This window comes from Deinococcus murrayi DSM 11303 (assembly GCF_000482805.1).
GTDB classification, from domain to species: domain Bacteria; phylum Deinococcota; class Deinococci; order Deinococcales; family Deinococcaceae; genus Deinococcus; species Deinococcus murrayi.
Genome location: NZ_AXWT01000001.1, coordinates 91,902 through 115,671, shown reverse-complemented (window position 1 = coordinate 115,671; position 23,770 = coordinate 91,902). Strand labels below are relative to the sequence as shown.

The 23,770-nt window shown below is 68.5% G+C and carries 21 protein-coding genes; 8 read left to right on the top strand and 13 right to left on the bottom strand.

Translation table 11 applies throughout. The features are described 5' to 3' along the window. Nucleotides 1–153 precede the first annotated feature (153 nt). Nucleotides 154–2,214, top strand: a complete 2,061-nt coding sequence (locus H565_RS0100605) for a zinc metalloprotease (protein ID WP_027459326.1) — start codon at nt 154–156, stop codon at nt 2,212–2,214. Nucleotides 2,215–2,329: 115 nt separating this feature from the next. After that, entirely contained in the window at nt 2,330–2,908 is a 579-nt protein-coding gene (locus H565_RS15585) for a hypothetical protein (RefSeq protein ID WP_051363341.1), read from the top strand. 7 nt (nt 2,909–2,915) lie between these two features. On the opposite strand, the gene H565_RS0100595 is transcribed toward H565_RS15585, so the two are convergent. The 3 genes from H565_RS0100595 to H565_RS0100585 all read right to left on the bottom strand — a co-directional run bounded on the left by H565_RS0100595 (nt 2,916) and on the right by H565_RS0100585 (nt 5,143). Continuing rightward, complete coding sequence (locus H565_RS0100595; protein WP_027459325.1) at nt 2,916–3,302, bottom strand: Fur family transcriptional regulator; 387 nt, start codon at nt 3,300–3,302, stop codon at nt 2,916–2,918. 90 nt (nt 3,303–3,392) lie between these two features. Next, nucleotides 3,393–4,049 carry a hypothetical protein gene (locus H565_RS0100590; RefSeq protein WP_027459324.1) on the bottom strand — a complete coding sequence of 219 codons (657 nt, stop codon included), beginning with the start codon at nt 4,047–4,049 and terminating at the stop codon, nt 3,393–3,395. Further along, a complete protein-coding gene (locus H565_RS0100585) occupies nt 4,049–5,143 on the bottom strand; it encodes a phage holin family protein (protein WP_034407843.1) in 1,095 nt (364 codons plus the stop codon). Before H565_RS0100585 ends, H565_RS0100590 begins: the two co-directional genes overlap by 1 nt. 61 nt (nt 5,144–5,204) lie before the next feature. Here H565_RS0100585 and H565_RS0100580 point away from each other — a divergent pair, with 61 nt between their 5' ends. The 3 genes from H565_RS0100580 to crtI all read left to right on the top strand — a co-directional run bounded on the left by H565_RS0100580 (nt 5,205) and on the right by crtI (nt 8,702). After that, nucleotides 5,205–5,930: a class I SAM-dependent methyltransferase gene (locus tag H565_RS0100580; RefSeq protein ID WP_235204164.1), complete on the top strand. Its 726-nt coding sequence runs from the start codon at nt 5,205–5,207 to the stop codon at nt 5,928–5,930. Nucleotides 5,931–5,989: 59 nt separating this feature from the next. After that, entirely contained in the window at nt 5,990–6,889 is a 900-nt protein-coding gene (locus tag H565_RS13840) for a phytoene/squalene synthase family protein (protein ID WP_034407839.1), read from the top strand. Nucleotides 6,890–6,971: 82 nt separating this feature from the next. Continuing rightward, nucleotides 6,972–8,702, top strand: a complete 1,731-nt coding sequence (gene crtI / locus H565_RS13835; protein WP_051363338.1) for a phytoene desaturase family protein — start codon at nt 6,972–6,974, stop codon at nt 8,700–8,702. On the opposite strand, the gene H565_RS0100565 is transcribed toward crtI, so the two are convergent. Then, nucleotides 8,699–9,541, bottom strand: a complete 843-nt coding sequence (locus H565_RS0100565; RefSeq protein ID WP_027459321.1) for an alpha/beta hydrolase — start codon at nt 9,539–9,541, stop codon at nt 8,699–8,701. The genes crtI and H565_RS0100565 overlap by 4 nt on opposite strands. Before the next feature lie 60 nt (nt 9,542–9,601). On the opposite strand from H565_RS0100565, the gene H565_RS0100560 reads away from it, so the two are divergent. Beyond that, the gene (locus H565_RS0100560; protein ID WP_027459320.1) at nt 9,602–10,039 is read left to right on the top strand and encodes an OsmC family protein; all 438 of its coding nucleotides are present in this window, start codon (nt 9,602–9,604) and stop codon (nt 10,037–10,039) included. Between the two features lie 51 nt (nt 10,040–10,090). Here H565_RS0100560 and H565_RS0100555 read toward each other — a convergent pair whose 3' ends face one another. Together H565_RS0100555 and H565_RS0100550 are read right to left on the bottom strand one after the other, a co-directional pair. Further along, the gene (locus H565_RS0100555) at nt 10,091–10,297 is read right to left on the bottom strand and encodes a hypothetical protein (protein WP_027459319.1); all 207 of its coding nucleotides are present in this window, start codon (nt 10,295–10,297) and stop codon (nt 10,091–10,093) included. Then, nucleotides 10,294–10,638, bottom strand: a complete 345-nt coding sequence (locus H565_RS0100550) for a winged helix-turn-helix transcriptional regulator (RefSeq protein WP_027459318.1) — start codon at nt 10,636–10,638, stop codon at nt 10,294–10,296. Before H565_RS0100550 ends, H565_RS0100555 begins: the two co-directional genes overlap by 4 nt. Nucleotides 10,639–10,727: 89 nt before the next feature. Between H565_RS0100550 and H565_RS0100545 the strand changes: the two genes are divergently transcribed. Continuing rightward, on the top strand, nt 10,728–11,348 hold the full coding sequence (locus tag H565_RS0100545; protein ID WP_027459317.1) for a nitroreductase family protein: 621 nt from the start codon (nt 10,728–10,730) through the stop codon (nt 11,346–11,348). 49 nt (nt 11,349–11,397) lie between these two features. Here the strand turns inward: H565_RS0100545 and mntB are convergent, their stop codons facing one another. The 3 genes from mntB to mntC form a co-directional block, all read right to left on the bottom strand. Continuing rightward, entirely contained in the window at nt 11,398–12,207 is an 810-nt protein-coding gene (gene mntB / locus H565_RS0100540) for a manganese ABC transporter permease MntB (RefSeq protein WP_027459316.1), read from the bottom strand. A gap of 98 nt (nt 12,208–12,305) precedes the next feature. Then, complete coding sequence (gene mntA / locus H565_RS0100535) at nt 12,306–13,028, bottom strand: manganese ABC transporter ATP-binding protein MntA (RefSeq protein ID WP_027459315.1); 723 nt, start codon at nt 13,026–13,028, stop codon at nt 12,306–12,308. 110 nt (nt 13,029–13,138) lie between these two features. Further along, a complete protein-coding gene (mntC, locus tag H565_RS0100530; protein ID WP_034402959.1) occupies nt 13,139–14,056 on the bottom strand; it encodes a manganese ABC transporter substrate-binding protein MntC in 918 nt (305 codons plus the stop codon). 89 nt (nt 14,057–14,145) lie between these two features. On the opposite strand from mntC, the gene treS reads away from it, so the two are divergent. Continuing rightward, the gene (treS, locus tag H565_RS0100525; protein WP_027459313.1) at nt 14,146–15,816 is read left to right on the top strand and encodes a maltose alpha-D-glucosyltransferase; all 1,671 of its coding nucleotides are present in this window, start codon (nt 14,146–14,148) and stop codon (nt 15,814–15,816) included. A 107-nt stretch (nt 15,817–15,923) separates the two neighbouring features. Here treS and H565_RS0100520 read toward each other — a convergent pair whose 3' ends face one another. The 4 genes from H565_RS0100520 to glgX form a co-directional block, all read right to left on the bottom strand. Further along, complete coding sequence (locus H565_RS0100520) at nt 15,924–16,610, bottom strand: Bax inhibitor-1/YccA family protein (protein ID WP_027459312.1); 687 nt, start codon at nt 16,608–16,610, stop codon at nt 15,924–15,926. Between the two features lie 116 nt (nt 16,611–16,726). Next, nucleotides 16,727–19,570 carry a malto-oligosyltrehalose synthase gene (treY, locus tag H565_RS0100515; protein ID WP_027459311.1) on the bottom strand — a complete coding sequence of 948 codons (2,844 nt, stop codon included), beginning with the start codon at nt 19,568–19,570 and terminating at the stop codon, nt 16,727–16,729. Then, nucleotides 19,567–21,366, bottom strand: a complete 1,800-nt coding sequence (treZ, locus tag H565_RS0100510) for a malto-oligosyltrehalose trehalohydrolase (RefSeq protein ID WP_027459310.1) — start codon at nt 21,364–21,366, stop codon at nt 19,567–19,569. The genes treY and treZ overlap by 4 nt, the downstream gene beginning before the upstream one ends. A gap of 156 nt (nt 21,367–21,522) precedes the next feature. Further along, nucleotides 21,523–23,652, bottom strand: a complete 2,130-nt coding sequence (gene glgX / locus H565_RS0100505) for a glycogen debranching protein GlgX (protein ID WP_034402963.1) — start codon at nt 23,650–23,652, stop codon at nt 21,523–21,525. Nucleotides 23,653–23,770: the final 118 nt, after the last annotated feature.

Below are 23,770 nucleotides of genomic sequence, written 5' to 3'. Positions count from 1 at the left end.
CAGGCTGTCCGCGCCGGGGTCAACCCCCCTGTCCAGACGGCCTCGCCCCAGCGCGGGCAGATGAGCACACTCCCTTTCCAAAACCCGTTACACTTCTCATTGCTCAGCGTCGCTTTTTCTCATGGTCCAGTGCGGACCCCCCACAGGAGGCTTATGAATCTCCGCGCCACCGCCCTGCTTCTGCTCAGCGCCTCTCTGCTCGCCGCCTGTACGACTCGGCCCCAACCACCCGGCGTGGAGACCGACTTTGGCCGCCTGAGCACTCTCAAGCCCGGTGAGCAGGACAGCATCCGCACCCGCCTGAAGGTGAACGTGGTCTTCGTGGGGTACCGCGAGGCGCTGCCCGGCCAGGTCCAGACCGCTCAGAACGTCAATGTCCGCGATTTCCGCGACATCCTGCCGAAGTCGTACGAGACGATTGCCCGCATTCCCAGCGCCTATGGCAACACCGAGTACACGGGCAACGTCTTTGACTACGACTACAATTTCGTCTTTGCCGACCGGAAGTTCGAAGATGACTTCTTTGGCTTCCTCAGCCAAAACGCCGTCGAAAAGCCCCTGACCGTCTTTCAGAAGTACTTCAACTGCCAGTTTGTGACCGAGGTGGACGAGGAGACGGGCGAGCCGTACCAGGTGCCGGTAGACGACTGTGAGGCTCCCTCGCCGCTCATTAACCGTCCCGTCACGGCGAACTACGAGATTGACGCTCTGGCGACCGAAAACTGGCTGGCCGACAATATCTCGCGGGTGGGCGTCAAGCCCGGCGAGTACACGGTGTACCTCGTCAACTGGTATGGCCGCCCCGACTTCAAGTTCCACGCCTACACGCGGGCGGACGCCGCCGATACCGACACGGGCACCAAGTTCGGGGCGCGCGCCAGCCGCCGCCTGATTGCCTGGGGCGGCAGCGTGCGGGAGGGGGCGGCCCCGCAACGGGTGTGGTTCTACGACCTGTCGGCCAACCCTGACCCCTGGACGGACGCTTGGGACATGACGAACCCCGATTCCACCGGGGACGGGGTGCCCGACTACCGCATGCCGCCCATCTGGGAATACGGCACCCGCAAGGCGAGCGTCGCCTACGGGCGCAAGGTCAGCGTGGACCTCGCCCGCGTGGTGCGCTACACCGCCCTCAACCTGCTGTTTACCCCCAGCCCCATCTACCGGGTGGCCCTGACGCCGCCGCGGATGCCCCAGGAGATTGAACTCGATGTGCGGGTCGAGCAGGGCGAGGGGGCGCGTGACCCCGCTACGCTGCTCAAGCGGGACCTCCTGCAAAGCCGCGTGTCGGTGCTTCAGCCCTTTGCCAAGTTCAGCACCAACGTCCGTCAGACGCCCCTCGATGGCGACATTGCCGATGTCTACAACTGCTTTTTCCCGATTGAGGCAGAAGACATCTGCTCGCCCGACTACGCCGACCTGTTTGGCGAAGAGCTGTTCCAGTTCGGGGTGCGCGAGCTGCGCGAGAGCTACCGCACGGCGGGCGACAAGTACCTCCTGCCCATTTACGCCTTTAACGACGCGAGCGACAGCCAGGGCGGGCTGCTGGGCATCGCCTACGACGACGGCCAGACCGGAACTCAGAGCTTCGTGTATTCCTTCCTGACCCCTACCCTGATTCGGGCGGGCTACGGCTTTACCGACACCACCGTGCACGAGGTTGGGCACCACCTCAGCCTCTCGCACCCGCACGACGGCTACGACAGCGAAGAGGACCTGTCGTACGGCTCCAGTGGCCCCTTCCGCTTTGTGGATTCGGGCGACCAGAGCGCGACCATCATGTCCTACAACGACCTGTCGCGGACCTTCGGGCAGTTCAACCTCGACGCCCAGTACCGCTACCTGACGGCGGCCTACCTCAACAACACCAACGCGATTCTGGAACTCACCCGCCGCGCTGGGAAGGTGGCGGGCGTGCAGGGGGCGGCCCGCAGCGCCGACAGCCTCTTTGCTCAGGCCCAGCGCGAATACGCGGCCCTGAACTACCTCCGGGCCGCCGAGTTGGGGCACCAGGGGTACCGTGCCGTCCTCGACGCGGCGGCGGCGGCGGGCGTGCAGGTTCAGGCCTACAAGTGGTACGAGAACCTGACGGGCCTTTCGGTCCAGAGTGTGAAGGCCAAGCCCCGCATCAGCAAGGACCATCTGCCCAAGAAGGGCGCGTGGATTCTCCCGGAGGAAACCCCGGAGCAGCGCGCCCGCCGGCTGGCGGAGTAAAGGGAGCAAAGCAGGCGTGGGCTGGGGCCGGGTGCGCTCTGGCCCCAGCCCCGCGTTCCTTGGGCAGGGCGGCGGGGGTCAGCCTCCCGTCACCCACCGGGGCTAAGCTCGTCCCATGAAGCGGCCCTTGTCTCTGGCGTTGACGGTGATGGTCCTCGGCAGCAGCGTGGGGGCGACCTCGCCAGCGGCAGGCCGCGTCCTTGTCCCCCGCAACGAGGTCACCATGAACCCGACGCCGGGGCGGGTGCAGGCCGCCCTGCCCACCTTGCATCTCCTGCGGACCGTGCGCGTTCTGACCGACCTTGTCGCTCGCGGCACCCTCACCCTGGACGCCCCGGCCCGCGCCGCCCTGCGCACCGAACTCCAGCGCCTCGCGGCAGCCCCCACGCTGGGGGGCACGGCGGCGGAGCAAAGCCGCGAGCGGCTGCTCGCGGCGCTGACAGGCGGCCAGCGGACCCAGCTCGCCCAGGCCGAGGCGGCCCTCGCTCGGCGGGCCGAGCTGCTCGCGGCCCGCGCCCGTTTTGCGGCGGCGGATGGCCCGGTCAACCGCACGGCGGCCCTCTACGGCTTTCAGGTGCCCGGTGGCCCGGCCACGGTGCAGGCGCTGCTGGAGCGGCCCACGCTCAACCCCTACCGCACGCCGGGACCCAATGCTGCTGTGCTGGAGCGGCTGAGCGCGGCGCTGGCCCCCTGAGACGGATTCATGCCGTCCGCGCACACTCCGGGCACTGCCCGTAGAGGGTGACCTCGTGCGCCTCCACGATGAACCCACCGGGGTAGACCGTGCCACTGGGCAGGGCCACCGGGCAGGTGTGCAGGGTGAAGACCCGGCCACAGCGGGTGCAGGAGAAGTGGTGGTGATGTCCGCGCCCGGCCCGCTCGTACCGAGTTTCGCCGTCGAGGGTGACAGGGTGAATGCGCCCCTGCTCGGTGAGCAGCTTGAGGGTACGGTAGACGGTGGCGACCCCCAGCCCCGGCAGACTGGTCTGCGCCCGTGCCAGCACGTCCCCGACCGCGAGGGGACCTTCTGCTTCGTCCAGCACGCGGGCGATGACATCGCGCTGGCGGGTACTGCGGGAGGCCGTCATGGGGCGTAGGCTAGCAAACCCCCTCGGTCACCATGCCAAAGCAGCCCACCTTCGCGGGCGGGCTGCTGGGCCAGAGGGGCAGGGGGCGCTTTAGCGCAGATTCGGATTGACCTTTTCTTCGGGGGCGATGGGCGTGCCCTGGGCTTTGGCTTCCACCGTGCTTTTGGGGGTGGGGAGCACCCCGGCATGAGCGGTCGCGGTACTCGCGGCCTGGTCGAGGCTCTGCTCGCCGTAGAGGGGCTTGGCGGGCGGCGCGTCGGGGCGCTTGAGGAAGCTCGCTACCCCCCCGGCAGGAGCGCTGGCGGGGGCCGGGGGCCGCGCCGGGGCCTTGGTCACCGTGCCCGTCCCCTTGGGGGCTTGCCCGGCTTTTTGCATCAGTTCGCCCGCCAACTCTTCGAGCTTGGGCGTGAGCACCCGCTCGTTGAGGGCCTTGAAGGCCAGGGTCGCCACGGTGGCGACGAGGGCACCCCCCACGCCCTTGCCGCCCTGCTGGCGCTGCTGCGCCTTCATCAGGGCCTTTTGGTGCTTGGCGGGGCTGGTGGCGTCCACGTAAATCTTTTGGCTGCGCCGGAACTGCCGGCCCAGCGCAATCCCCACAAGCGCCCCCACCGCCGAGGCCCCGCCCAGCATCTTGAGGGGGTCTTTTTGCAGCTGCACCTGGAGGCTGGCCTGCTCGGTCAGCGCGTCTACACTGGCCCTCAGGCGGGCGCGGGCTTCGTCACGTTCGCTGCGGGAGTAGGGGTCCATCACTTCTTCTCCTCAGGCATCTCTTCGCGGAAGGTGGGGGTGGTGCTCACCGGAATCCCCGGCGCGTCCTTGAGGACCACGGGGTGATGAATGTTGGGGTCGTGTTTGGGGGCGTGCCCGCCGTGGCCGCCCGCTCCGGCGCTGTGGGTCTCGCTGCCGTCGAGCTTCTTGTTCAGGCCGCTGCCGTATACCTGGGGTTCGCCCGTCTCGGTGGCCTCATACACCGGGAGGCGCACCTGTCCGGCGTCGGTGCCGCGCAGCTCGGTGCCCTGCGAGACGGCTTCCTGCCGGGTGAGGGTGGTTTTGAGGCCCGACCCTTGGTCGGCGGTGTTGACGCCCGCACCCCCCGCCGTAAAGCCGGAGGTGCTCAGGCCGGGGCGCACCGTGCCGCGCTCCACATCTGCGCCCATGGCCACCGAAGCGGCGCTTGCACGAGTCCCGGTGTGGGCCGGACCCAGGCTGTCAATGTTGGCGGCGGTGTCGGGCGAGGTGCGGGTGTGGGGGGCCGAGTTCCCGGTGGGCGCGGCGACCACGGAGCCGGCCAGCCCCGCGCCCCGGCTGGGGCTGACGCTGCCGTCGGCCACCCGACCTCCAGCCACGGGGGCCGCCATCACCTCACCCGCAGGCCGGGTCCCGGACGGGGCGGTTGCCGTCCCCGCCGAATAACTCACGTCGCTGAGTTTGCGGCGCTGCTCGGCCTGATACTCGGCTTCGAGCCGCTCGTCTTCGGTGAGGGGGCGGTCAGGGTCAGGACGCCCCAGGTCGTCCCGCGGCACCTCAGCGCTGAGCTTGCGCAGGCCCATCATCACCAGCGCGCCCATCACAACAAAGCTCAGCAGTGCGATGATGAGGGCCGCCGCCCAGGCCCCCAGGCCGAGGCGAATCAGGCCGTAGAAGACCGCCAGGATGAGAAACACCAGCCCCAGAATGAGCGGCCCCGTCGCCCCCAGCAGCAGCACGACGCCCAGTCCCTTGGCCTTGGCGACCTGTCCGACCTGATGGGCGAGGCCCCGCACTTCGGTTTTGGCGAGGGCCACCGCCGCGTCGAAGACCTCGACCAGGGCACTCCCCATACTCTTGCGTTGCTCTTGCATACATCCTCCAAACACTCAACCTGCCGGAAAGCAGGCCAATGTGACCAGCATAATGAACCCCATGACCGCGCCGCGCCACACCAAAGAAACCCTGAACCTGACGGCAGGCACGGCCCCGCGGCGGCTGACGCTGGCCCAGCGCAGCAACCTGCTGCGTCTCACCGCCTGGGGGTATGCCGGGTGGCGGGCGCGGGCGCTGACGTGGCTGACGGGTCAGCCCTTTTCCCTGGAGCGGGAAGCCGCCCTCTTTCAGACCCTGTGCCGCCCCCAGCCCGGCGAGCGCTGGCTCGACGCGGGCACCAGCGCGGGCTTTTACGCTGGGGTGCTGGCGCGGGCCGGGTGCGCGGTGTTGGCCGCCGACCTCAGCCCTGCCATGCTCGCGGTGGCCCGGCGGCGGGTGCGCGAACCGGGCATAGACTGGCTGCTAACCAACCTGGAAGCGAGCGGCTTGCCGAGCGCCAGCTTCAGCGGCGTGACGGTGGGGGCCACCCTGAACGAAACCCAGGACCCTGGCCGCCTCCTCGCCGAGCTGGAGCGGCTGCTGCGGCCCGGCGGTCCCCTGTGGCTGATGTATATCGCCCGGACGGGGGGTCCTCTCCAGCGACTGCTTTCGCGGCCTGCCCTCGGCGGCCTGACATTTCCCGACCCGGCTTGGGTGGCTCGGCACCTGCCCCGCTGCGTCCGCACCCACAGCTTGCAGGTGGGGGCGGTGGTCTTCGAGCGCTACGAGCGGGGGCCGCAGGGGGGCAGCCGCACCCCTTCCCAACTTCCGCACAGGAATCTGTAAGAAACCGTCACGTTCGCCCCCCCCCGCGCCCCCTACACTCGCCTGGAGAGGAGCCGATTGTGACCCAACTCTCCCCAGACCCGACGCCGCCCCCGGCGGCAGTCGCCTACTGCCGGGACGTGACGCGGCATCACAGCAAGACCTTTTACCTGGGGTCGCGCTTCTTTCCCGCCCCGGAGCGGGCTGCCGTGTGGGCGGTCTACGCTGCCTGTCGCCGCGGAGACGATGTCGTGGACGAGCGCCGGGGCGAGGCCGCCGAGCGGGGGCTGGCCGAATGGTGGGCGCGGACACAAGCGGCGTTTGCGGGCGAGCCGGGAGACGACCCCGGTGACGTGGCTTTGGCCTGGGCTGCTGCCCGCTGGCCCATCCCCCTTGCGGCATTTGATGAGCTGCACCAGGGCCTCATGATGGACCTGCGAGGCACCGAGTACCGCACTCTGGACGACCTGCTGCTGTACTGCCGCCGGGTGGCGGGCGTGGTGGGCTTTATGATTGCGCCCATCAGCGGTTACCGGGGCGGCGAGCGCACCCTGCACGCGGCCCTGCGGCTGGGGCAGGCCATGCAGCTCACCAACATCCTGCGTGACGTCGGCGAGGACCTCGACCGGGGCCGCGTCTACCTGCCGCAGGCCCTGATGCGCGAGTTCGGCGTGTCTCGCGCCACGCTGGAGGCCGGGGAGGTCACCCCGGAGTACCGCGCCCTGATGCGCTTCCTCTCTGGCCTGGCCCGCGAGTTGTACGCCGAAGGCCGCGCCGGGATTCCCTGCCTCAGCGGCTCGGCCCGCCTCGCGGTGCAAGTGGCCGCCCATTCCTACGAGGGCATTCTCGATGACCTCGCCCGCGCCGGTTACGACAACTTCCGCCGCCGAGCTTATGTCAGCGGTCCCCGCAAGTTGCTGCTGCTGCCCCGTGCGTGGTGGGAACTGCGCGGCAGCGCGGCGCTGCGCTTCGAGCCTTGAGGTGCCCTGCTTTTTTCTACAGCCGTTGTTTCACTTTTCTCGCGGCCTCTGACCCCCGCGCCAGGACCGAACAAGGACCCCTATGCCTGAATCCCCCACCCCCCCACACCCCGTCAACCTCCGCAAAACGGCCCTCATCATCGGCGCAGGCTTTGGTGGCCTGAGCCTGGGCATCCGGCTGCAAAGCTTGGGCTTTGAAACGACCATCCTCGAACGGCTGGACGGTCCGGGGGGCCGCGCCTACCAGAAGCGCACGCCGGACGGTTACGTCTTCGACCTGGGGCCGACCGTCATCACGGTACCGCACTTTATCGAGGAACTGTTGGCGCTGGGGCGGGATGGCGGGCAACTTGGCCGGCCCGATTATCCGGCAGAGGTTTTGCGGGGTGGGCGCGTCCGTGAGGGCGAAAGCGGCGGCCCGCACACCCGCGAGTACGTGCGGCTGGTGCCGATTTTGCCCTTCTACCGCATCCTCTTTGACGACGGCACCCACTTCGACTACGACGGCGACCCCGACTCTACCCGCCGCCAGATTGCGGCCCTCGCCCCGGAAGACCTGGAGGGCTACGAACGCTTTCACGCTGACGCGGAGGCCATTTTCCAGCGTGGCTTTCTGGAACTGGGCTACACCCATTTCGGGGACGTGTCCACCATGCTGCGGGTGGTGCCCGACCTGCTGCGGCTCGACGCGGTGCGGAGCCTCTTTTCCTTTACGTCCAAGTACTTCCAAAACCCCAAGATGCGGCAGGTCTTCTCGTTTGAGACGCTCCTCATCGGCGGCAACCCCCTCTCAGTGCCCGCGATTTACGCGATGATTCACTTTGTCGAGAAGACCTGGGGCATTCACTATGCGATGGGCGGCACGGGGGCGCTGGTGCGGGCCTTCGTGCAGAAGTTCGAGGAACTCGGCGGACGCATCGAGTATGGGCGCGGGGTGGAGGAGATTCTGGTCACGGACGACCGGGGCCGCCCGGTGCGCTCGCCGCTGGGGGGGCGGGTCGCGCGGGGCGTGCGCTTAGAGGGTGGCGAGGAGCGGTACGCCGACGTCGTGGTCAGCAACGGTGACTGGGCGAACACCTACCTCCGGCGGGTTCCTCGCCGCGCTCGCCTCGTGAATAGTGACCTTCGGGTCAAGGCGGCCCGCCAAAGCATGAGCCTGGTCGTGATTTACTTCGGCTTCCGCGACGATGGCCGTCCCCTCGACCTGCGCCACCACAACATCATCCTGGGGCCGCGCTACGAGGAGCTGCTGCGCGAGATTTTTGGCGGTCAGCCGCTCGCGCAGGACTTCAGCCAGTACCTCCACATCCCCACCCTGACCGACCCCAGCCTCGCGCCGCCCGGACACCACGCCGCCTACACCCTGATTCCGGTGCCCCACCTGGGGGCGGGCCTGGACTGGACTGCCGAGGGGCCGAAGCTTGTCGACCGAGTGCTCGCCTTCCTGGAGGAACGGGGCCACATCCCCGACCTGCGCGCGCGCCTGACTCACTGCGAGTTCGTGACGCCGGAGTACTTCGCGGGCACCCTTGACTCGTACCTTGGCAATGCTTTCGGCCCAGAGCCGCGGCTCGTGCAAAGCGCCTATTTTCGCCCGCACAACCGCTCAGAAGATGTCCGCAACTTGTACTTTGTCGGGGCGGGTGTGCAGCCCGGTGCAGGCACCCCCAGCGTGATGATGTCGGCCAAGATGACCGCCCGCCTTATTGCCGAGGATTTCGGGATTCACCCTGACATCCGGGACGGGGGCGGATGGGCGGAGCCGGAGCCGCGAGAGCGGCAAGCGGAGCGCCCTCTGGAAGTCACCCCCTAGCCCCCCCGCGCCGTTCGCTCGGCCAGCCACCCCAGAATCCAGCCTAGCGCCTCGTCGCGGCCTTCGTCGTTGAGCAGCTCGTGGTAGCCGCCCCGCACGAGGTGCAGGGTCTTGTCGGGGGACGCCACCGCTTCCATGAAACGCTGGGTACCCCGCACGTCGGTGAGGCGGTCGGCGTCCCCATGCAGCACCAGCGTGGGCAGCCGCCAGCGCCCGTAGTGCGCCCACAGCTCCCGGCTCAGGCTGAGCATGGACGCGGCGGTCAGCGCGGGCACCTTGCCCTGGTAGATCTGCGGGTCGGCGCGGTAGGCGGTGGCCTCCTCTGGCAGGCGCGAAAGGCCCGCGCTGTCGAGGACCGCTGCCCCCGCGTGCGGCGCGAGGCGGGCCAGCAGCGGCGCGGCAGCCCGGAGCCAGCGCGGTTCGTCCTCACCCACCAGCAGGGCGGGGCTGGAAAGAATCACGCCACTCAGCCCCCGTGGGTCGCGGGAGACGCTCGCCGCCGTGACCAAGCCCCCCAGCGAGTGCCCGAAGGCATAGACCGGGAGGGGCTGGCCCCGCAGCGTCTCCCGCGCGAGGAGGTGGTCTTCGACGAGCAGCCGGGCATCCACCACCGCTCGCCGCCCCGCCGAGGCCCCGTGCCCGCGCAGGTCGTAGGCATAGACCGAGTAGCCTTCCTCCGTCAGGCGCGGAATCAAACGGCCATAGCGCTCGACGTAACGCCCCGCGTACTCGCCCAGCCCGTGGGTGAGCAAGACGGCGGCGCGGGGCGCGGCGGCGGGCCAGTGGTAGCCGGCGACGGGCGCACCCGTCTCCCAGGGTTGCGGCAGGGGTGAGGTCATGCCGCAGTCTAAAGGGTCCCTCAAGGGCACCCTGGCCTGGCCGGGCGCACACTGCCCGGTATGGCAGACATCGCACGCAAGGCCAGCGCCCACTGGCAGGGCGACCTCCGGGGCGGACAGGGCACCGTCAGCACTGAGTCGGGCACGCTGGAGGGCGCCCAGTACTCCTTCAAGACCCGCTTCGAGCAGGGCACGGGCACCAACCCCGAAGAACTCCTCGCCGCTGCGCACGCGGGCTGCTTCACGATGCAGCTCTCGGCGCTGCTCGCGAACCACGGCCACGCCGTCGAGGACTTGCGGACCGACGCCACCTGCGAGATGGTGAAGGACGGCCCCGGCTTTAAAATCAGCCGCATGCGCCTCACCGTGCGCGGCAAAGTCAGTGGCAGCGACCAAGCTGACTTCGAGGAGCACGTCCAGCAGGCCGCCCAGATGTGCCCGCTCAGCCGCATCATGGCCGGAAACGTGGAGATTGTGCACGAGGCGGTGTTGGAGTAGCGGTCAGCGCTGCCGCCGTGGCCCCTGGCTGTGGGGCCACTTTTCGTGAGGTCAATCCAGCTTGAAGCGTACCGGTTCGGTGTCCTCGCGCACCGCCCGCTCATCCGGCTCCAGGCCGTGTCCGCCAAACAGCCCACCCGCCGCGAGCGACTCGCCAAACGGGTCCCCATGACGGCGGTCGCGCTGCACGGGCCGGATGAACCGTGACAGCATGAGGAGGCCTGTGGGCAACGCGACAAACAGCAAGAAAGCGGTCATGGGGAGGGGGCCACGTCTTCTGTCACGAGATGCTGCCGCGCCCAGCCGTCGATGGCGTCGATGACGCTTTGTAACTCGCGCCCAGCGGGAGTTAGGGAATAGACGCTGCGGGCGAGTTTGCCCGGTGAGTCCTCGGTGCGTTTGACGATGAGGTGCAGGTGTTCAAGGTGCTCCAGCCGCTGGGTCAGGGTGGCGCTGTTGCAGCCGCCGACCGCCCGCGAGAGTTCGTTAAAGCCCTTCTCGCCGCCCAACAGCGCCCGGACGATGTGCAGCACCCACTTTTCCTGCAACACGCCGATGGCCCGGTAGACCGGGCAAAAGCCTGGGTGTGCGGTGCTCATGCCCCCACTGTACACGCTCCCGCCCCCCTCATCGCAGCACAATGCACACTGCTTGACTTTTCAAACTAGAGCCATCTATGCTGCCGGGCATGACCGCGACCCTGACTCGCCCCCTGACCGTGACCGAAGCCATCGAGAGCCGCCGCAGCATCCGCCAGTTTGTGCAAGAACCCCTCAACCAAGATGACCTGCGTGAGATGCTGCGGCTCGCCAGCCTCGCCCCCAGCGCCTGGAATGCCCAGACCTGGCGCTTTGCCGTCGTACAAGACCCCCAGCTCAAGGAGCAGCTGCGCGAGGCGGCCTACGGCCAGGCCCAGGTCACGAGTGCGCCCGCCGTCATCGTCGTCTACAGCGACATGGAAGACACCCTGGCCACCGTAGAGGACACCGCTCACCCCGGCATGGGCGAGGCGGGCCGCACCGGGCAGCGCCAGACCTTTGACCGGGTCTTCGGTGCCCAGGATGTCGCCCAGCGCGGCCAATGGGGGCTGTCACAGGCGAACATCGCCTTTGGCTTCCTGATGCTGGCCGCCCGTGGTCTGGGCTACGACACCGTGCCCATGCTGGGCTTCGACCCCCAGCGGGTGCGCGAGATTTTGGGTCTGCCCCAGCACGTCCAGTTCGCGGGAATGCTCCCGGTTGGCAAGCGGGCTGAGGAAGGCTTCCCCCACCACCGCCACCCGGTCGAGCGCCTGACCAAGTTCTACTGAGCCGCGTGCCGCTCCCTGTGGGGGGCGGTCTTTTTTTGGGTGGGCTGACCTATTCCCGCCGCCTCAGCAGCAGGGCCAGCACGAAGACCGTCGTATTCACCAGAACGATAGTGGCCCCCGCTGCCGTGTCGAAGAAGTAGCTGAGGTAGAGGCCCACCACTCCGCCCAGGATGCCCAAGCCAGCGGCGAGCAGCATCATCTTTTTGAGGCTGCGGGCCAGCAGCCGGGCGGCGGCGCTGGAGGTCACCAGCAGGCTCACGCTGAGGGTGGTGCCCACCAGTTGCACCGTCAGCACGACCACCAGCCCGATGATGACGAGCAGCAAGTGATTGAGCCGCCCCACCGGCAGGCCGATGGCGCGGGCCTCGGTGGGGTCAAAGGAGGCCAGCAGCAGCTCCTTGTGAAAGGCCCCCAACACGAGCGCCGCGAGCGCAGTGACGCCCAGCGCGCTCCACAGGTCGGCGGCAGTGACGCCGAGCGGATTCCCGATGAGAAAGGTGCTGAGGTCGGTGGCGAAGGTGGGTGCTTTGGAGAGCAGGACCACCCCCAGCGCGAACATCCCCACAAAGACGATGCCGATGGCGCTGTCTTGCTTGAGGCCAGAGCGCTGCCCCACCGCCCCGATGCCCAGCGCGGTGAGCACGGCGGCCACAATCGCCCCCACGATGAGGTTGCCCCCCGTCAGGAGCGCCCCCACCAGCCCCGGCAGCACGGCGTGGCTCATCGCGTCCCCGATGTAACTCAGGCCCCGCAGCACCACCCACGCCCCCACCAGCGCACAAAGAACGCTGACGAGGACCACCGCCGCGAGCGCCCGCACGAAGAAATCAAATTGCAAAGGGTCGGTCAGCCAGTCCATTCAGGGGGTCTCCGGGGGCAGGGTCGAGGGGTCGAAGGGTCGAGAGAGGCTTCCTCGACCTCTGGACGCCTTGACCTCTCGGCACGGCGAAGCCGCCATCACGCCTCCGCGTGGGTGTGGCCGAGGTGGCTCACGCTAAAGGTCGCCTCGATATTCTGCGGGGTGTACACCTCTTCCGGGGTGCCGTCCGCGATGACTCGGCGGTTGACGAGGACGAGGCGGTCGCACCAGCGCCGGGCCTGGTCGAGGTCATGGGTGACCATCACCACGGCGCGGCCCAGGTCGGCCTGACGCCGCAGCAGGGCCATCAGTCCCTCCTGGGTAGCGGGGTCCACCCCGGTGAGCGGCTCGTCCAGGAGCAGCAGGTGACCCTCCCGCGCCAGCATCCGCGCGAGCAGCACCCGCTGGCGCTGCCCGCCGGACAGCGCCCCGATATGGCGGTGGCGCAGGTCGTAGACGCCCGTTTCCTCCAGCGCCGCCGCGACCTTCTGGCGGTCCTTGCCCCCCGGCCAGCGCAGCCAGCCCAGCCGCCCGGTGCGGCCCATCATCGCCACGTCCCAGACCGTGACCGGAAAAGCCCAGTCCAGAGTCTGCTGCTGCGGCACGTAGGACACGCACTGCCGGGGGGTGTGACCGGGGTCAAAGCGCACGTGGCCGCCGGGGTCCGGCAAAAGGCCCGCGAGCACCTTCAGCAGCGTGCTCTTGCCCGCCCCGTTTGGCCCGATGACGGCGCTGAACTGCCCCGCCCCGAAGCGCACCGTCACCCCCTCCAGCGCTGTATGGGTGCCGTACCGCACCGTCAGGTTGTCCACACCCAGCATCCCCCCAGCATAGCGAGGAGGAGGTGATATTGCGAGGGCGGAATCAAGAAGGAGTCGGGGGGTCGAGAGCGGGAACCCCCAGAGCCTCTTGACCCCCGCCCCCTCGACCGCTAGACGCCCCTCAGCGCCCGGACCATCACGTCGACATTGTGGCGGAAGGCCTTCAGGAACGTTTCGCCCGCGCTGCCCTTTGGCCCCAGGGTATCGGTGTAAAGGGGCGGGGCGACCTTTGCCCCCGTCTCGCGGGCGAGGGTCTGGGCGAGGCGGGTGTTCAGTGCGGCCTCAGTGAAAATCACGCGGGCACCGCTCCCCTTCACTGCTGACACCAGCGCGGCGAGTTCGCGGGCGCTGGGTTCGCGCTCGGTGCCGCCGCCGGGCAGGACCGTACCTACCACCGTGACTCCGTAGCGCCCGGCGAAGTAGCCCAGGCTATCGTGATTGGTCACGATGCGGCGGCGAGCGGCGGGCACCGAGGCGAACTGACTTTTGGCGTAGGCGTCCAGCGTCCGCAGTTGCGCCAGGTACGCCGCCGCATTCTTTTCGTAGGTCGCCTTCCCCGCCGGGTCGAGCCGGGTCAGCGCCCCCTGCACATTCCGCACGTACCCGGCGGCGAGCGTGGGGTCCCACCAGGCGTGGGGGTCGAGGGGACCATGAGCTTCGTGGTCGTGGTCATGGGCGTGGTCCGCCGCATGGCCCAGCTCACGCAGCCCCAGGCCCCGCGTCAGCTCGGTGACGGGCACCTTGGGGGCCGCCGCCTTGAGCTTGGGCAGCCAGGGTTCGAGTCCTGCGCCGTTGGCGAACAGCGCCCGGCTGCTCGCGAGCTGCCGAATCGCCGCCGCGCTCGGCTGAAAGCTGTGGGTGTCGCGGCCCGCCGGAACGATGACCTTCACGTTGACCCGCGGACCACCCACCGCCCGCACGAAGTCACCCACGATGCTCGTCGTGGCGCTGACAGACAGGGACGCGGCCCCCGCCGTCGAAACGGCAGTCAGGCACAGGAAGGACAACAGGCGTGTCGTAGAAGCCATAATGATATATCCTTATCAGTTATCGGGATGGGATGAATGAGACGAGCTGCCCCTGGCAGCGTTTCCACCTGGCCCTTACACTGCCGGGCATGACGCAGGTCCCGTCCCAGTCCGAGTGGTACAAGAGCGCCGTCTTCTACGAACTCTCGGTTCGCACTTTCGCGGATGGCAACGGCGACGGCAAGGGCGATTTCCCCGGCCTGACCGGACGGCTTGACTACCTCAAGGCCCTGGGGGTCGACTGCCTGTGGCTGCTGCCTTGGTATCCCAGCCCCCTGCGCGACGACGGCTACGACGTGGCCGACTATACCGATATCCACCCCGACCTCGGCACTCTGGAAGACTTCAAGATTTTCCTGCGCGAGGCCCATGCGCGGGGGCTGCGGGTGATTGGGGACCTGGTGACCAATCACACTTCCTCTGACCACCCTTGGTTTCAAGCGGCGCGGCGCGGCCCCACCCTGCCCGACGGCAGCCCCAACGAGTACCACGACTACTACGTCTGGAGCGACACCGGCACCGAATACGCGGACGCCCGCATCATTTTCACCGACACCGAGACGAGCAACTGGACGCTAGACGAGGGATGCGGGCGCTACTACTGGCACCGTTTCTTTTCCAGCCAGCCCGACCTCAACTATGACAACCCGTGCGTGGTGGAGGAACTGAAGGCCGCCATGCGCTTTTGGCTGGACCTGGGGTTAGACGGTTTCCGGGTGGACGCGGTGCCCTACCTCATCGAGCGCGAGGGCACGAACTGCGAAAACCTGCCGGAGACCCACGCGATTTTGCGCGAGTTGCGCCGCATGGTGGATGAGGAATACCCTGGCCGCCTGCTCCTCGCGGAGGCCAATCAGTGGCCCGAAGACGTGGTGGAGTACTTCGGCACCGAGGAGGAGCCGGAGTTTCACATGTGCTTCAACTTTCCGGTGATGCCCCGGCTCTTTATGAGCCTCAAGCGGGAAGACACCACCTCCATCCGCGAGATAATGAGCCGCTTGCCCGCCCTGCCCTCTTTCGGGCAGTGGGCAACTTTCCTGCGCAACCACGACGAGCTGACCCTGGAGATGGTCACCGACGACGAGCGGGCCTTTATGTACGCGGCCTATGCCCCCGACCACCGCATGAAAATCAACGTGGGCATTCGCCGCCGCCTCGCCCCCCTGCTCGACAACGACCGCCGCCGCCTGGAGCTGCTGCACACCGTTCTCCTGGCGCTGCCGGGCAGCCCCATCCTGTACTACGGGGACGAAATCGGCATGGGGGACAACCTCAGCCTCCCCGACCGCAATGGCGTCCGCACCCCCATGCAGTGGAGCGCAGGCGTGAGCGGGGGCTTTTCGGTGGCCTTTCCGGAGGCGTGCTTCTTTCCGCCGATCGAGGACCCGGTGTACGGCTACGGGCGCGTCAATGTGGCGGCCCAAGAACAGGACCCCGGCAGCTTCCTGCGCTGGCTCTCGCGGCAACTCGAACTGCGCCGCGCCCACCCCGCCTTCGCGTACGGCGACCTCACCTTCATCGACTCGGACAACCCGGCGATTCTGGCCTTTACCCGCCAGCATGACGGCGAAACCCTCCTGATTGTGTCCAACTTCGCGGGCAGCTCGCAGGCCGCCCACCTCGACCTCTCGGCGCACGTGGGCCGAGTGCCCGTCACCCTGGCGGGCGGCAGCCGCTTTCCCGCCGTGGGGGAGACCCCCTACCCCATCCTGATGGGCCGCCACGAGCACTACTGGCTGAAGTTGACGGGAGTGAGGTAGAGAGCTTTCAGCCCTCAGCCGTCAGCAAAAAGCAAAAGAAAAAGCCTCAGCTTGCGCTGGGGCTTTCTGTTTGCTGACCGCTGAGAGATGACGGCTGAAAGCTCCCCTCAGTCGTCGCTTCCCCCCGCAAACCCAAACAGGCGCAGCAGGAACAGGAACATGTTCACGAAGTCGAGGTAGAGGGCGAGCGCTCCGTTGATGGCGGCCCGCTCGGCCATCTCGCCCGTGACGCCGCTCAGGGCGAGGTTACGCAGCATTTGGGTGTCATAGGCGGTCAGGCCCGCGAAGAGAAGCACGCCGACGATGCTCAGGCCCAGGGTGAGCGCCGTGCTCGCCACAAACAGGTTGACGAGCAGGGCGATAAAGAGGCCAATCACCGCGAACATGAAAAAGCGCCCCATCCCGCTGAGGTCCTTTTTGAGGGTGAACCCGACCACGCTCATGGCCCCGAAGGTGCCCGCGGTGGTCAGGAAGGCCGCCGTCACCGCGCCCGCGTCGTAGGCCAGCAGCAGCGAACTGAAGGTGAGGCCCGTCAGCCCCGCGTAGACGATAAAGAGCAGCCCCGCGACCGTGCTGGGCAGACGTTGCGCCAGTCCGCTCAGGGCGAACACAATCACGAGCTGCGCGATGATGAGGCCCCAGCGCCAGCCGAAGACCTGCGCGGCGAGCACCTCGTTCTGGGCCGTCAGGTAGGCGACGCCCGCCGTTAGTGCGAGGCCCGCCGCCATCCACGAGTACGTCCGCGCCATGAAGGTGCGCACCAGGTTTTCTGTTCGTACGGCAGTCAGTTGCATACGGGAGAGGATACGGGCTGGGCGGGAGGAAGGTTCCGGTCGTCAGCGGCCAGCCAGCAGAAAGCCTCAGCCGAATGCTGGGGCTTGCTCTTGGGCTGACGGCTGAGAGCTGACCGCTACTCCTTCACCAACAGCCCCACCGGGAACGTCTCCAGCACCTTCGCCACGGGCACCTTCCCCCCGCGCACGCGCAGGCGCTCGCCCGTCAGCACGTTGCGGTAGGTGCCGGGGCGCGGCAGGGTGAGCTGGCGGTTGCCCCAGACCTCGCCCAGCGCCCAGGGAGTCTTCTCGCGGGTGAGGGTGTAGGTCAGGCGGGGGGCGACGGTGACGGCCACCTCATCCCCGTGCTCGCGGGCAAAGGCGAGGAGGTACTTGCCGGCCCCGATAGGGCGGTAGCCCCCCGCCGCGAACAGCTCCGGGTGGGCGCGGCGCGTGTGCAGGGCCGCCCAGGTCACCAGCAGCTTGACCCCGCCGTCCTCATAGCGGGCGAGCAGCTCGGCGGCGAGCCGGGTGGGGTCCTCGGCGTGGCGCTTTTCGATGCGTGTGAGGGTGCGGGTGCGCCCGCCGTAGTCCACCGGACGGCGGTTGTCGGGGTCCACCAGGCTCTGGTTCCAGCCCTCGGCCCCCTGATAGGTATCGGGCACGCCGGGGGCTGTCAGGCGCACCAGCGCTGCCGAGAGGCCATTTTGCGCCCCGTACGGACTGATGCGGCGGTGCAGCTCGGCCAGCTCCCGCGAGAAGCGCTCCTCGGCGAGCAGGCCGCGCACCATCGCGGTGAGGGCTTCCTCGTACTCGGTGTCTGCCGCCGCCCAGCTCGTTCGCAGCTTGGCCTCGCGGGCCGCCTTGAGCATGTACGCGGCGAGGCGGTCCGCGAAGTCCTCCAGCCGACCATCCAGCGGGTAGGCCCCCAGCGCGTTTTGCAAGAAGGTGTAGGTGTCGAGCGCCGAAGGAGCGCGGCCCGTCGCCGTCTCGACCTCGAAGCCGCGCAGTAGCCCGGACCAGCCGCTGAGGTAAGCCGCCCAGGTCTGCGGCAGCTCCGAGAGGACCGCGATGCGGGCGCGGGTGTCCTCGCCGCGTTTGGTGTCGTGGGTGGACCCCGCGAGCAAGGCGTGGGGCCACCGCCCCGCGCGGGCCTGCGCGTCCCGGTGAAAGGCTTCCGGCGGGGTGCCGTAGAGGGCCGGGTCGCCGCCCACCTCGTTCAGCGAGAGCAGCCGGGCATAGCGGTAAAAGGCGGTGTCCTCGGCCCCCTTCGCGGTCACCGGCCCAGTGAGCTGCTGGAACTTCAGCGCGAAGCCCGCGTAGCGCTCGCGCCCTTGCTCGTCCGGGGCGTCCAGCCTCAGCACCGCTTCCAGAAAATCGAAGAGGCTGGGGTCGAGGTCGCGGCCCGCCGCCGCTCGGTGCGCCTTCGCGTCGCGGATGGCGCGGGCAATCTTGGCGTCGTCGCCGGGTTCGCGGGTGCCGTCTTCGCGGACATAGGTGCGGTAGACGGGAAAGGCGGCAATCGTCTCGCGGATAACCTCGCGCAGCCCGCTGAGGGTGAAATCGCGGAATCTGAGGTCCGCCTCGGCCAGCCGCTCCAGGTGCTCGGCGAGCACGTTCACCTCGCCGGGCAGCGAGACGCGCTGGATGAGGTGTTTGCCCCGGTAGAGGTGCTCGCCGTACGTGTCCCGGTCCCCGGTAAAGCGGCGGTAAATCGCCGTGACCTCGTCTTCGCTGGCCCCGTCCACAAAGACGCCGTTCAGTTGGGCGAGAAAGTCGTATCCGGTCGTGCCGTGAATCGCCCAGGTTTCGGGCAGCCCCTCGCCGGGTTCCAGAATCTTTTCGGCGACCACGTACACGGGGGGAGGCTCGCCCGGTTCCCACTCGCGCCCCAGCGCCCGCGCCGCCCCCCGCGCCAGGGCCACAAAGTACCCGGCGGGGTCGTACAGGCCGTCGGTGTGGTCGAGGCGCACCCCCTGAAGAACCCCGTCGCCAATCAGCTCGAAGAGCTTGGCGTGCGCCCACTCAAAGACGCGGGGGTCTTCCATCCGCAGCGCGGCGAGGTCATTGATGTCAAAAAAGCGGCGGTAGTTGATTTGCTCGGCGGCCACCCGCCAGGAGGCGAGGCGGTAGTTCTGGTCTTGAATCAGGGCGTCGAGCCGGGCGGGGTCGGCGTTCGTCTCCGCCACCATCCGGCCCAGCGCGGCCCGCACCGCACGCGACGCCTCCGCCAACGCCCCCAGCCGCCGGGTGATGACCGAAGACTCCTGCGCCCGCGCGAGGCGGTCTTCGTCGGTGAGGTCGGCACTCGTGGAGGGGGGAAGGTTCGCCGCCGCCCGCGCCACCGAAGCGAGTTCAGCGTGCTCGGCCTCCGGGAGGCGGCCCCGCACCTCCGCCGCGAGCCGGGTCAGCGGCCCCGCCAGCGTGCGCGGCGAGACCGGAAAGCGGCGCTCCCAGTAGGTCAGAAAAAAGACGCCCCCCTCGTGGCCCAGCGCGAGTTCGCCCCGTTCCAGCACCCGCCCGTACTGGTCCCCCAGCACGGGCAGCAGCACTTTGTTTTCCAGCGCCCGCTTGAGGGGATGCCAGGAAATGTCAAAGAAATGGGCGTAGCGGCTCGCCTGTCCGTGGGTGAGCACGTCCTCCCAGTAGGGGTTGTGCCCACCCGCGATGCCCATATGGTTGGGCACGAAGTCCGCGATGAGGCCCAGCCCCAGCTCCTGCGCCCGCGCCGCGAGCCGCCGCAGCCCCGCCTCGCCGCCCAGGGCCGGGTTCACCGAGGTGTGGTCGGTCACGTCGTAGCCGTGCGTGGACCCCGGCGTACTCGTCCAGACCGGAGAAAGGTACACGTGGGTCACCCCCAGCCGGGCGAGATAGGGCAGCACCCGGCGGGCGGCGGCGAAGTCAAACCCCGCGTGAAGCTGGAGGCGATAGGTGGAGGAGGGCACGGGGCTGGTGGCGTGGGGCATGTGGGGGTCGGTCATCCCTCCGACCCTAGCAGGAGGGCCTCGCCGCGCTCCAGGCGGGGGTCAGGGCGGCCCTCCGAGTGGAGGAGGGTCCGGGGCGGAAGCGGGAAGGGGAGGGCCAAGCTGGCAGCGCCCACCGCCTCCCAGCCCACGTTCCACAGCAGCACCCGTTCGCCCGCGTCCGTGACCCGCCGCACCCACAGCACGTCCCCGGCGTGTCCAGCGGTCAGGGTGCGGCGCTCGCGGCCCCGCAGCACCGGGTCTTCGCGGCGCAGGCGCAGCAGGGTACGGTACAGCTCTAACGTCCGGGCGTGTTCGCCCGCCCCGCGTTCATTCCAGTCGAGCTTCGCCCGCCGGAAGGTTTCTTCGGCCTGCGGGTCGAGCACGTCCTCTCCGGAAAAGCCCTCGAAGTGCCCGAACTCGCGCTTGCGGCCCTCGGACACCAGCCGCCCCAGCTCGCCGTGGTGGTCGCTGAAAAAGGGGAAGGGGCTGGACGCCGCCCACTCCTGCCCCTGAAAGAGCAGCGGGGTCATGGGCAGGGTCAGCAGCAGGGTGGACGCCCCCCGGTACATCGCGGGCGTCACGCGCTGGAGGTGGTGAATCCGGTCACCCACCGCCCGGTTGCCCACCTGGTCGTGGTTTTGGATGAAGTACACGAAGGAGGGGGCCTCCAGCGCGTCGGCGGGCTTCCCGCGCGGCCCGTCCCACTCCGCCCAGTGCTGGCCCTCATACACCCAGCCGCGGCTCAGCACCTGCGTGAGCGCCGCTGCCCCGCCCTGGTAATGCTGGTAGTAGCCGTCGCGGTCCCCGGTCAGGGTCACCCGCATGACGTGGTGAAAGTCGTCCACCCACAGGCCGTCGAGGTGCATTTCGGTAATGAGTTCCGGCAGGTTGCGGTAGTCCTCGGCGAGCAGCACCTTGGTGCCGCCCAGCTCGTGAATCCGGTCGGCCAGCTCGCGCAGGATGTGCACCGGAGAGTCGTCTTGCATCTCCTGGGTGGCGTCCAGCCGCAGCCCGTCCAGGCGGTACTCGTGCAGCCACGTCCGGGCGTTGTCCGTTATCAGGCGGCGCATGTGAGGTTCGGCGTAATCCAGCCCCGCCCCCCAGGGGGTGTGAAAGCGCTCGGTGAAGTACCCCGGACTGTAGACACCGAGGAAGTTGCCGTCCGGCCCGAAGTGGTTGTACACCACGTCGAGAAAGACGGCCAGCCCCAGCCCGTGCGCCGCGTCCACAAAGGCCTTGAGGTCCTCCGGGCGGCCATAGGGCGCGTAGGGGGCATACAAGGCCACCCCGTCGTAGCCCCATCCCCGCGAGCCGGGAAAGGCCGCCAGCGGCATGACCTGAAGCGCCGTCACGCCGAGCGCGGCCAGCTCTGGCAGCCCCTCCATCGCCGCCCGGTAGGTGCCTTCCGGGGTGAAGGTGCCGATGTGCAGCTCGTAGAACACGCACCCTTCGAGCGGCAGGCCGCGCCAGCTGGGGTGCTGCCACTCATAGGCGTGGGGGTCGACCACCTCCGCCTCCCCGTGCACCCCGTCCGGCAGAAAGCGGGCATAGGGGTCGGGATAAGCCTGCCCGCCGAGCACGAACCTGTAACGGGTGCCCGCGCCCACGGGCAGGGTGACCTCAAACAGGCCGTCCCCCAGGGCGGTGAGGGGGTAGTCCTGGGTGCCTATGCGGACGGCCACTTCCTGGGCGGTGGTCGTCCAGACGCGAAAGCGGGTTTCCTGCCCACTCGGCAGGAGTTCGGCCCCCAAGCGGGGAGCCGGGACCGGGGACCGCGCCCCCGCCGGGGCACTGGGAAGGGGTGGACGCATGGAACTCCTTTCGGGCCGCCCCCGCACCGGGGAATGCGGCGAACGCGTCAGGCTAGGAGCCGGGGCTGGGCAGGCGATGAGCGTGGGGTAAAGCTCCGGCGTCGCTCCCGGCACAGTGGCTGCGGTGGGGAGGATATGCCCCCGCCCCCTGCGGGCCTACTCCCGCACGCAGCGGTAGAGCTTCACGCTCCGCGCCCGCAGGGTCGTTTCCTCCCCGGCGGCAAGGCGCTCGCGTGCCCCGTCGTCGGTGGTGTCGAGCAGCAGTTCCCACTGCGGGCAGCCGTCCAGGGCGGGCAGGCGGAAGGGCAGGTCGATGTGCGAGGCCGAGAGCAGCAGCAAAAGGTCGTCGTCCTTCAGGGGGCGGCCTTCGGCGTCCACGTCATCGAGGCCGTCGCCGTCGAGGAACATGCCGAGCGACTGGGTCTGAGGGTTGTTCCAGTCTTCGTCACTCATTTCATGACCGTCGTAGCGCAGCCACACGATGTCACGCACGTCCTCGCCGCGGATGGTCCGCCCCGAAAAGAACTTGCGGCGGTGCAGAGCGGGGTGGGCCTTGCGCAGCCGGATGAGGCGGCGGGTAAAGGCCAGCAGGTCAGCGTCGATGTTCTGCCAGTCGTACCAACTGAGTTCGTTGTCCTGGCAGTAGGCGTTGTTGTTGCCCCGCTGGGTGCGCCCGATTTCGTCGCCGCCGAGCAGCATCGGGGTGCCCTGGCTCAGCAGCAGGGTCGCCAGGAAGTTGCGCTGCTGCTGCGCGCGCAGGCGGTTGACCTCCGGGTCATCGGTTTCGCCCTCGATGCCGCAGTTCCAGGTCAGGTTGTGGTTATGCCCGTCGGCGTTGCCCTCGCCGTTGGCCTCATTGTGCTTCTGCTCGTAGGTCACCGAGTCGCGCAGGGTAAAGCCGTCGTGGGCGGTCACGAAGTTGATGGAGGCGTACGGCTTGCGTCCGTCGCGCTGGTAGAGGTCGCTGCTGCCGGTCAGGCGGTAGCCGATTTCGGAGGCCAGGCCGCCCTCGCCCTTCCAAAAGGCCCGCATATCGTCGCGGTAGATGCCGTTCCACTCGGCCCAGTTCACCGGGAAGTTGCCGACCTGATAGCCGCCCTCGCCGACGTCCCACGGCTCGGCAATGAGCTTAACCTGCGAAATCACCGGGTCCTGATGGATGATGGTGAAAAAGCCCGAAAGCTGGTCTACCTCGTGCAGCCCGCGGGCCAGCGTGGAGGCGAGGTCAAAGCGGAAGCCGTCCACGTGCATCTCGGTGACCCAGTAGCGCAGCGAATCCATGATGAGTTGCAGGGTCTGGGGGTGGCGCACGTTCAGGGAGTTGCCCGTGCCCGTGTAGTCGAAGTAAAAGCGCGGGTTGTCCGCCACCAGGCGGTAATAGGTCGGGTTGTCGATGCCCTTGAAGCTCATCGTCGGCCCCAGGTGGTTGCCTTCCGCGGTGTGGTTGTACACCACGTCGAGGATGACCTCGATGCCCGCGTCGTGCAGCGCCCGGACCATGTTCTTGAACTCCGGCACGGCCCCCGCCGGGTCCCCGCGCCGCGCCGCCGCCGAGTAGCGGACCTCCGGCGCGAAAAAGTTCAGGGTGGAATAGCCCCAGTAGTTGCTCAGGCCCTTGCCCAACAGAAAGCCGTCGTCCACATGCTGATGGACCGGCAAGAACTCGACCGCCGTGATGCCGAGGTCGCGCAGGTAGCGCAGCACGGGTTCGGTCGCCACGCCCGCGTAGGTGCCCCGCAGGGCTTCGGGCACGTCGGGGTGCGTCATGGTGAGGCCGCGCACGTGCGTCTCGTAAATCACCGACTGGTGAAAGGGAATGTTCGGCTTGACGTCGCCCACCCAGTTGAAGAGGGGGTCGATGACGATGCCCAGCGGAGCGCCCCGCTGCTCCCGCGTCTCCATCTGGAGGTCGTCCCCGTCCCGGTAGGCCAGCAGGCCCCGGTCGTGCCGCTCGACCCCGTCGAGGGCCTTGGCATAGGGGTCGAGCAAGACCACGTTGGGATTAAAGCGCAGGCCCTTTTCGGGGGCATATTCGCCGTGCACGCGGTAGCCGTAGCGCTGGCCTGGCCCCACGCCCGGCAGGTAGCCGTGCCACACGAAGGCGGTCTGCTCCCGCAGGGGCACGCGCGTCTCGGTGCCCGCCTCGTCAAAGAGGCACAGCTCTACGCCCGTCGCGTTTTCAGAGTAAAGAGCGAAGTTGGTGCCCTTGCCGTCCCAGGTGGCCCCCAGAGGATAGGGGCTGCCGGGCCGCAGCAAAGCGGACTTGGTCGGGGGAAGGTCAGTCATCGTCATAGGGTCGGGTCTCAAAGCTTCTGGCCGCTTTTCCCTGCGCCAGCGGAGGCGCGGAAAGAGGGGCGGCGGCCCTGCGGCGAAGCGCTTCTTCCCCGCGTGCGGGGCGAGAGAG